Genomic DNA, 9,222 nt, shown 5'->3' on the forward strand with positions numbered 1-9,222 from the left:
AACTGATTTCATTACTTTTCAATAGATTAAACTAAAAATTACTAATTCTTGTACACCTTAAGGCAGCGCCATTAGGCAATCATAATCAAGCCAGCTTTCATTCAGTTTCCAGCTCATATCGCTGCCAAGTTCTAGCCAATCAAGTACATGCTGCCCAGGTTCAATGCCTTCAAAAAAGCTTTTGATTCGGCTTAGTCGAGATTTTCCAAGTTGCGCCAGTGCAGAACCGTGGTTGGTAGGGGCTAACATAATCAGATGGCTCAATGGGCATTGAGCAAGATTATTCTTAAAGTATAAATCCATCCATTTACGTACAATGGGGCCACCTGTAGAGTGAGTGATGCACGCAAAACGTTCCCCATCTTGCAATTTATCAGTGAGTTCATCACGCACTGCCTGATCAAATGCTCGTGCTATATCATCGACTGTTACGGTATCGTCAAAACTAATGTAGCGTCCAAGATAGATGTTGCCAATCTGGATATCCAGCATTCCGTCTTTACTCTGGCTTGCAAGCCATTGTGGAAGCTCTCCATAAGTATTGGTATTTGTGACATTCCAGCCATGGACGAAAATAACGATCATAACGTTCCTTAATTATTGATACGAAAGAGGAGGATTATTGAGTAAAGCGATGATATCGGATTATTTTACAATAATATGGCAGTATTTAAAAATTGCCCTGACACTATGTTTTAAAAGCTGAAACATAGACTTCCATGGTTTAATTAAGCTAAAATTATTCGTCCTATCCGAACACCTGTGCTCCCTAGCATCATGAAAATTCAATGTTTTGCCTAGCTACAGAGCAAAACACTTATGCCCCCTAATCAAATTAGTTTGTGGAGAAACATGAATTCTATTTCAGAAACAGTAGTGGTAAAACGTTTTATAGCCGCAGGCGCCATATTCGCTCTGCTTGCCACCATTTTGGGAGCCTTTGCCACCCATGGTTTGCAAGGAAAATTTAGTGTTGATCAAATGAAAATCTTCCAAACCGGAATTTTTTACCAGTTTGTGCATAGTTTGTCGTTGGTCATGATGGGTTTGCTTCTGTTACATGCTAATTTAAAGTGTGTACGTTGGGCAGGGTATTTATTTATTGCTGGTATTTTGTTTTTTTCAGGAAGTTTGTATTTACTCTGTATAGTAAAGATTAAACCATTGGGAATAATTACCCCGATTGGCGGCATATGCTTTATCATGGGTTGGCTATCGCTAGCTGTTGGAATATATAGGAATACCTAAATTTTGTCATTGCGAACGAGGTGAAGCAATCCTGGGTTCCTTGCTCCGAACTCTTGTATTAATTCTACGATAAATTGAACACTGTGCTTTCGCCTTGCTTTAATGCGAACAACATAATTAAATTTATAGTGTTATATTGTAACACATCAAGTAGGTGTTACAATATAACACTTTTATTCTTATCGGAGTGTCATTAATGTTTAAAAAATTACCTGTAACGGTATTGTCAGGTTATCTCGGTGCAGGAAAAACAACGCTATTGAATCATATTTTAACTAATCGCCAAGGTTTTAAAGTGGCTGTGATTGTTAATGATATGTCTGAAATCAACATTGATGCACAGTTTATTAAAGCAGGTACAGCGAACTTATCAAAAACACAAGAGTCATTGGTGGAAATGCAGAATGGTTGTATATGTTGCACTTTACGTGATGATTTGCTCATTGAAGTTCGACGTCTTGCGGAGGAAAATCGTTTTGATTATTTACTGATTGAGTCAACGGGGATCTCAGAGCCCATGCCTGTCGCAGCAACTTTTTCATTTCGAGATGATCAAAGTAAGTCGTTAAGTGATGTAGCTTATATCGATGCTATGGTGACTGTAGTAGATGCATCTAGTCTTATCAGCGACTATCATAGCGATGATTTTTTACAACAAAGAGGACAGGTTGTCAGTGAAGATGACGAGCGCAGTGTTGTAAATCTTTTAGTCGATCAAATTGAATTTGCGAATGTTATTATTTTGAATAAAGTAGATAGGGTCGATGCTGAAGAGTTAGAAATGGCTGAGTCTATCATCAAAGCGTTAAATCCTGAGGCTGTATTGGTTAAATCTATCTATGGAGTTGTTGAGCTTAAGTCACTATTAGAGACCAAGCTTTTTGATGAGGAAAAAGCAGCACAATCAGCAGGTTGGGCAAAAGAAATCAGGGGAGAACATATTCCTGAAACTGAAACTTACGGTATTAATAGTTTTGTTTATCGTGCAAGCAAACCTTTTCATCCACAACGATTTTATGAATTTTTAGAAAGCGATTGGGGTAATGTGATTCGAGCCAAGGGATATTTTTGGTTGGCCTCTCGTTATGACTGGGTTGGTCATCTTTCTCAAGCGGGCTGTGCTGTAGAGCATGAGGCAGCAGGTCTTTGGTGGGCAGCGGCTGAAAATATCGAGGAGCAGCAAAAGGAGGATAGTGATTTCTCAATAGTCAAAGAAACTTATTGGCATCCTGAATATGGTGACAGACGCCAAGAACTTGTTTTCATTGGCCTTGGAATTGATGTTGCTGAGATCACGAGTATGTTAGACAACTGCCTACTTTCCAAAGAGGAAATTTCATCAGGAAAAGAGAGCTGGAAGCATTTTTCAGATCCATTCCCTAATTGGGCCTTCGTAGAGAATTAGTTGGTATTTCATCTCCCCTGTAAAGATTCGTTGTAATATTGTCAAGTAAAGGGTTTTTGGGAGCACACATTCTGGCTTTGGCGCAGGATAACTTAGCAGAGATAGATTATTTGAGCGCCGCAAAGGTCATTATGCGCAAGGCAATGGATCTTTTGGTGGCCGCGAGATTAAGGCAAGATGATTGTATCTTGCTTTGCCTTAATCCGATGATATTGCCACCTTCAGCGAGGTTAGCAACATATTGGTTGAGTCTGGTCACCAACCGGTGTTTGTTCCTCGAATTCCTCGACATTATGTTCTTTAATTGCATCCAGGCAATTTTCAATTTCCTGGAATGGTTTGTTTCTTAAAATCCTAACATCTACGTTTATAGAATAAACAGCGAGCATTAGTATCATAGTGGCGATGAGGCTAAGTGCGAAGCCTAATAAAGCCATGCTAATGGGGGCCGTATACAGAAGCATACCGCCTCCAATCGCCGCCCCAATGGCGCAGGCAGAGTAACTAAGGAATTGGTCACTATATTTAATACGCATGATATAGGACGCAATGCATAATATTCATCCCAAGCTTGTTTTAACAATTTTAATTTATTTTTACAGGTATTTATTTGTTCTATTGATACGGCTTCATTGTTAAGCCGCAAATCGATTAGTTTATCAATCTCACTTCTTAATAAGGCGCTGTCTCCGGGTGGGATGGTTCATTACATTAGAACTGTATTTTTCGTATAGCCTCTTAGTATATTTTATTTTGTCTTTAAGTAATTCCTTTGTTACAGTCCCTTAAGTAATAAACAATAAACTAGGGATTTTTATCATGTTAAACAAAGGGCTATTGGGATTGTTTTTATTAGTTACACAACAAACTTCTGCTGGAAAACCGCCTTTGGCAGAAACGCTACAGAACAATAGCTCTGATGCTATTGCAGAGCTTACGGTAAAGTCCAATGAGCATAGTGCGGTTGTCTGCTCTAACTTTGTTCAAAATTGCACTATAAATATCAGTAGTCTTACTTGTCTGAATCCTCCTGGCTTCATTACCGTGACCAATAACTCCATAATTAGTGCGAGAAATATAACCGTATCATCTCCTGATACAAACTTCCTAAGTTTTGTGTCTCAAAATAATGGTTGTCCACAAATATTAAGTCCAAGAGCCAGTTGCACTATCTCATTTATTTCAAGTGCATCCAATCCATTTCTAGTGACTAATGTAGTGGTCAAAGGAACAAATACGAATAGGACTTTTTTCAACATGAATGCACTGCAATGTCAACCAGGAGCAACAACATTGAGTGCTACGCCATCAACCTTAGCGCTCTCGGTTAACGATACAACACTCAATCCAGCGTTAACTGGGAATCCAAGGCAGATTACGATTAAAAATACTGGGGTAAATGAGGCTACAGGCTTAAGCATTGTCTACCCGACCTGGCCAGGAGGATCACCTGCAACTACGGCATCATCGACTTGTGGCGCTACACTCGCCGCAGGCGCTACATGCACGATTACAGTCACGCCAGGCGTTAATCCTACGTCTAGCTGCAACACAGGGATTGCGCCAACACCAGACACAATTACGGTGAGTGCCGCCAATGTTACCACAGCAGTAACGAGCGATATTGTGGTATTGAGTTACGGCTGTCAGTATCAAGGTGGTTTTCTATATTCTGTAGATGACACGACCGCCAATACAAACAGTATTGGCGGTAAAGTGGCATCACTGGTAGACCAGGCAGCGCCTTATATCGGCTCAGGCCCTCAAGCTACGAGTATTATTTGGAGTTCCAATGGAAGCGGGAGTACAAGCGCAAACGTCAGTAATGACATTATTCCATTAATTGCTGATAACTCGACACCAAACGATTCTTACGCCAACGCCCAAGCAACATACAACTCAACTTACTCCAATGAAGGCTCGTTTCCTTTTCCGGCATCCAGTGTATTTGCCACCTGTAATGGAGCAAGTGAGGGACAGTGTAATAGCGGCAATATTTTAGCGCTTTATGATGCCTATAAAACAGGCTATGGTATTGGCGGTAGCCCTTATACCCTTTCTCCCGGACCAACAAACCGAACAGATTATGCCGCAGGCTTATGCACGGCAACCATAAATACCTATTCTGATTGGTATTTGACCGCCTCTTGCGAAATGGATGCGGTGTATGGAACTGTCACTTGTCCTGCGGGAGCGCAAAGCATGGTGGCCAATCTTTCATTCTTGCTTGGAGACCCAAGCGCAGGAACACCAAGTACTTCATGTCTTCCTCCTAGTGGCACAGATTGTCTTGCAGGGCGCTACTGGAGTTCTACCGAGTATGAGGGTAATCCACAGAACGGAGTGTGGTACGAGACCTTCAGTTCTGGTGGTAGCACCCACTTACTTACCCTCGTTAAGGCCAATCAGTATGGCGTGCGGTGTTCTCGGGCTTTAACCCTTTAGCTCCTTTTCTTTTGACCTTGCTTTGCAAGTTCTGCGAAGCGGGTCATTAATTCCCATGTTTTGTTACAGAGATTAAGAACCTCATTGGCTCTCACAAATTCGGTCCCAATATAACTATGACAATATCTTTTATCCACACAGCCGACTGGCAAATCGGCAAACAATTCGCAAACATCAAAGGTGACTTGCTGCTTTTTTACGTGAGGCACGATTTGATGCAATTAAAACTATTGCAAAGCTCGCAAATCAACACAAGGTAGATGCGATTCTGGTTGCGGGTGATGTTTTTGATGCCAATGAGGTCAGTGATACCTCCATTAGAAAAACACTTAATGCAATGCAAGAATTCAATGGTCCATGGGCATTTTAAGTAATACCTTAGAAAAACTATTGGTAATTAGAGACAATCAATCCCATGAGCAGCGTCCTTATGCCGAACGAGCGATACAGATGTTATGGCAAAAATATGGCGCAGTTCTTTTCCCTTTAAATTTTCATTGAGTCTGATATGCGTAAGTTAGGAGTTTTTTTCCCTTTTTCTCATCTTCGCGGGTCTTACTATTAAGCGCACATTTCTTTGTCCTTTAAAAAAGTAGAACACCCAATCTATAAAGACCAATATTTTAGTTCTGAAGCCGATTAAAAAGTAAATGTGAACAAAACACCAAGCTAGCCATGCAAAAAAACCGCTGGATTGCAAGGGACCGGATAATACCAGGGCATTGAATCTGCCAATGTTTGCCATCATGCCTTTATCTTTATAATGAAAAGTAGGTCTGTTATTCACCGGCAATTGTTTTCTAATTAAATTTCCGACAAATTTACCTTGTTGCAGCGCAACAGGCGCAATAGCAGGTAGTGGCTGATTATTTTCTTGATAGCAAGCTGCATCGCCAATTACAAACACCTCAGGATTCGTAGACAGGCTTAAATCGGATTGAACAATAACCCGACCTGATTTATCGCAGGGAACATCAAGTGATTTTAATAGCGGTGATGCCTCATTTCCGGCTGCCCAAATAATGTTGTGCGCTGGAATAAATTGACCACCAAAGGCTACGCCTTCGGTAGTAATCTCTGTGACTCGTGTATTCAATAGCACGGTTACACGCTGTTTTTCAAGAGTACGTTGTGCATAGGCTGCTAATTTTTCAGGGTAACTATTGAGAACCTGATTACCACCCTCGATAAGATAAACCTTGGTCTTACCAGGATCAATTGAGCGAAAATTACTTTGTAAACTTTGATGCGCAATTTCAGCTATTGCACCAGCCATTTCGATTCCTGTTGGCCCAGCGCCGATAACAATGAAGGTTAATAAACTTTCAATCAGTGATGGATCAATAGCATTCTCCGCTAACTCGAATGAAGTTAATATCATTTCGCGAACACGAAGAGCATCTTTTAAGGTTTTTAATCCAGGAGCGGTTTTTTCCCACTGATTTTGACCAAAATAAGAATGGCGCGATCCTGGGGCCGCGATTAGATAGTCATAGGAAATGTGCTGATGATCATCAAGGCTTATCACCTTATCGTTTTTGTTTATAGCGGTCACTGTAGCCATTAAGGTTTTGACGTTTTTACTAGTTCGGAATATTTCGCGAATAGGAGCTGCAATATCTCCTGGAGACAAGGCTGCAGTAGCTACTTGATATAATAATGGTTGGAATAGATGGTGGTTTGTTTTATCAATAATGGTGACTGAAATTCCAGGTTGATTTGCCAATGTTTTTGCAGCATTTAGCCCACCAAAACCGGATCCAATAATCACAACGTGTTGCGTTTTTTTTGACAAATGCGTTTCCATTTAAAACCCCATCTTCAGCCTTAAAAGTTAATTCTAAATGAGTATGCCAAATTACACCATAATCGCAGAGATCATCATATCAATTTTTAAGTGTGGCGGCTTATTTCATCGAAGAGTAACATGCTGTTTTGCTGTATATTAAATTGGTTTGAGTTATGCTACGCCTTAGCACGCGTGTTCGCTTTATAAATAATTTATACTGGCTTTGATTGCAGTATAACCACCACTATGAAGAGTATGTTTCATGACTTTTACAACAAAATACTTTTATACCTTAGGCAGTATTTTATTTACTGGATATCTCTTGGTGATTTCACGAAGTTTATTTAATCCTTTATTGGCTGCGTTTATTGTGGCTTTAGCATTAAGGCCGTTTGCCACAAAATTGGAATATATTAAAATGCCCCGCTTGGTAAGCACTCTTATTTCCGTGATGTTATTTCTCTTGGTGTTTTTAGGACTCGCCATTTTTTTCTCATCACAAATAAGAAATATTGATTTTGAAATGCAATCTTTTGGCGGAGCGTTTACTGGGTTAGCCGGAAAAATACAAAATTGGTTGACCGAACTTTTAGGAATTAGTTTGGAACAGCAAGTGTCTTTACTGAAAGACGCGCTTAATGCCGTTTTAAAAAATAGTGTATCTTTTATGAATAGTACCCTTCATACAACGACCAATTTTATAACGGCCTTTGTTATTTTTATTATTTCATTATTTTTTATCCTGTACTATCGGGCATTTCTTGTTGCCTTTTTATATAAATCGATTAAATTGCCGCATCATGCAAAACTAACCAAAACTCTCAACATGATTCAAGAGGTCGTGAGTAGCTATGTTTTGGGCGTATTCTTTGTCATTTTAATTGTAGCGATCCTTAACATGTTAGGTCTTTTTGCTTTAGGCGTTGCAAATGCTATTTTTTTTGGAGTGATGGCAGCGGTACTTACTTTAATACCCTACATCGGGATTTTATTAGGTGCGCTTTTGCCAATGTTTTTTGCGCTCTTTACAAAAGATTCTTTATGGTATCCTGTCGGCGTGCTTTTTGTGTTTATGCTGGTGCAGTTTATTGAAGGCAATTTCCTCACACCAAATATCGTTGGAAGGCAAGTGAGTATTAATCCCTTTGCTGCGATTTTAGGCCTGATTATCGGAGGGATGTTGTTGGGCTTCACTGGAATAATGTTTGCTTTGCCTGTACTCGCCATTATTAAAGTAATTTGCGATAACATTACAGCGCTTAAACAAATTGGATATCTTATTGGTAACCCACAGCCCTAAACTCTCCTATATGGCTCAAATCGAACAAGGTATCATAGATAAGTTGTTATCACTCTATAAAATAGATTTAGGACTTAATCAGGAAATAGGTGACGCTTCTAAAGACGCGTTTAAGCAAGCATGCCAATTTATTGAAGATAATCTTCCTGATCACTTTGATTGGGAATAAATCAATCAGACAAGAATGATTACGATGAAGTTCGTTCTCTTCTTGCCTATTGTCTTGTTCCTTCCGAAGAAGAAAGAAAAGATATTGAGTTTGATGAAATTGGTGCTCGAATAGCGATAGTGCCAATACAACAAAAATTGGCTGATGCGAAGCAAATTTATTTAGTTCGCAACGTTAATTCTGCAGGTATCCAAGAAAAGTATTTAAAATCACAATTGGGTTCTCATGAACCCTTGACCACTTTAGATATTAAACGATTTGTTCTAAACACTGGAATGGCGGATAAGATTCATATCGCAAATTTTAGTGCAAAGGACATCGGTGTCATCTTATGTGATGAACGCAAAAAACATACTAATGATACAGAACCTTATTCTATTCCATTGATGGTTAATTTAAATGGGCATCTGGAGGGTTCTACACCCAAATGGGCATCTGCAATTATTAATGTCGATCCTATAAGCAGAAACATTAGCTATAAAATGGCTTCAGAAGAGGCTATTAGTGAGGCTCAAAAAAAAGAATTTGAAGACGCTATACGTTTTAATGTAACAATTGCGCCAAATAGAAATTATTCTGCGTTTCCTGAGGCACCTATAATTTCTGGCGATGTTAAAACAATAAAAGATAAAACAGGAAAACCATCTGGTGGATATGTAGCGTTGCATCATTTATATCAAGATGAAGTACTAGCCAATGATGTAGTGAGTAATACTAAAGCAGCTAAATTTGCAAAACTTGAACATAGTTTACGAGCGCATCAATTTTTATAACCATGACCATAATTGTGCTCAAAATTGTAACCCTGATTTTTGAGTGTATTGAAGGTTTCATTCTCGATTTTCCATCGAGCGCGCCCAGCACGC

The 9,222-nt window shown here is 39.5% G+C and carries 9 protein-coding genes and 1 pseudogene; 6 read left to right on the forward strand and 4 right to left on the reverse strand.

Annotation, left to right across the window (positions count from 1 at the left end; all coding sequences use genetic code 11):
- Nucleotides 1–75: 75 nt before the first annotated feature.
- A pseudogene (plaB, locus tag ACQY7T_RS14200) lies at nt 76–585 on the reverse strand (phospholipase PlaB); the annotation flags it as partial.
- Nucleotides 586–852: 267 nt separating this feature from the next.
- On the opposite strand from plaB, the gene ACQY7T_RS14205 reads away from it, so the two are divergent.
- Nucleotides 853–1,248, forward strand: a complete 396-nt coding sequence (locus ACQY7T_RS14205; protein WP_428414192.1) for a DUF423 domain-containing protein — start codon at nt 853–855, stop codon at nt 1,246–1,248.
- 196 nt (nt 1,249–1,444) lie between these two features.
- The gene (locus tag ACQY7T_RS14210; protein ID WP_428414193.1) at nt 1,445–2,653 is read left to right on the forward strand and encodes a GTP-binding protein; all 1,209 of its coding nucleotides are present in this window, start codon (nt 1,445–1,447) and stop codon (nt 2,651–2,653) included.
- A 230-nt stretch (nt 2,654–2,883) separates the two neighbouring features.
- Here the strand turns inward: ACQY7T_RS14210 and ACQY7T_RS14215 are convergent, their stop codons facing one another.
- A complete protein-coding gene (locus tag ACQY7T_RS14215) occupies nt 2,884–3,117 on the reverse strand; it encodes a hypothetical protein (RefSeq protein ID WP_428414194.1) in 234 nt (77 codons plus the stop codon).
- 355 nt (nt 3,118–3,472) lie between these two features.
- Here ACQY7T_RS14215 and ACQY7T_RS14220 point away from each other — a divergent pair, with 355 nt between their 5' ends.
- A complete protein-coding gene (locus tag ACQY7T_RS14220) occupies nt 3,473–5,098 on the forward strand; it encodes a hypothetical protein (protein ID WP_428414195.1) in 1,626 nt (541 codons plus the stop codon).
- Here the strand turns inward: ACQY7T_RS14220 and ACQY7T_RS14225 are convergent.
- Nucleotides 5,095–5,307, reverse strand: a complete 213-nt coding sequence (locus tag ACQY7T_RS14225; RefSeq protein WP_428414197.1) for a hypothetical protein — start codon at nt 5,305–5,307, stop codon at nt 5,095–5,097. The two genes, ACQY7T_RS14220 and ACQY7T_RS14225, sit on opposite strands and share 4 nt — an antisense overlap.
- A 308-nt stretch (nt 5,308–5,615) precedes the next feature.
- Nucleotides 5,616–6,905 carry an NAD(P)/FAD-dependent oxidoreductase gene (locus ACQY7T_RS14230; RefSeq protein ID WP_428414198.1) on the reverse strand — a complete coding sequence of 430 codons (1,290 nt, stop codon included), beginning with the start codon at nt 6,903–6,905 and terminating at the stop codon, nt 5,616–5,618.
- Between the two features lie 244 nt (nt 6,906–7,149).
- Between ACQY7T_RS14230 and ACQY7T_RS14235 the strand changes: the two genes are divergently transcribed.
- From ACQY7T_RS14235 to ACQY7T_RS14245, 3 genes are read left to right on the forward strand one after another with little or no spacing between them, the layout of a single operon-like run.
- Nucleotides 7,150–8,187, forward strand: coding sequence for an AI-2E family transporter (locus tag ACQY7T_RS14235; protein ID WP_428414199.1), 1,038 nt, complete (start codon nt 7,150–7,152; stop codon nt 8,185–8,187).
- Complete coding sequence (locus ACQY7T_RS14240; protein ID WP_428414200.1) at nt 8,168–8,356, forward strand: hypothetical protein; 189 nt, start codon at nt 8,168–8,170, stop codon at nt 8,354–8,356. Before ACQY7T_RS14235 ends, ACQY7T_RS14240 begins: the two co-directional genes overlap by 20 nt.
- Complete coding sequence (locus ACQY7T_RS14245) at nt 8,347–9,129, forward strand: hypothetical protein (RefSeq protein WP_428414201.1); 783 nt, start codon at nt 8,347–8,349, stop codon at nt 9,127–9,129. The genes ACQY7T_RS14240 and ACQY7T_RS14245 overlap by 10 nt, the downstream gene beginning before the upstream one ends.
- Nucleotides 9,130–9,222: the final 93 nt, after the last annotated feature.

This window comes from Legionella sp., assembly GCF_965140895.1.
Taxonomy (GTDB): domain Bacteria; phylum Pseudomonadota; class Gammaproteobacteria; order Legionellales; family Legionellaceae; genus Legionella.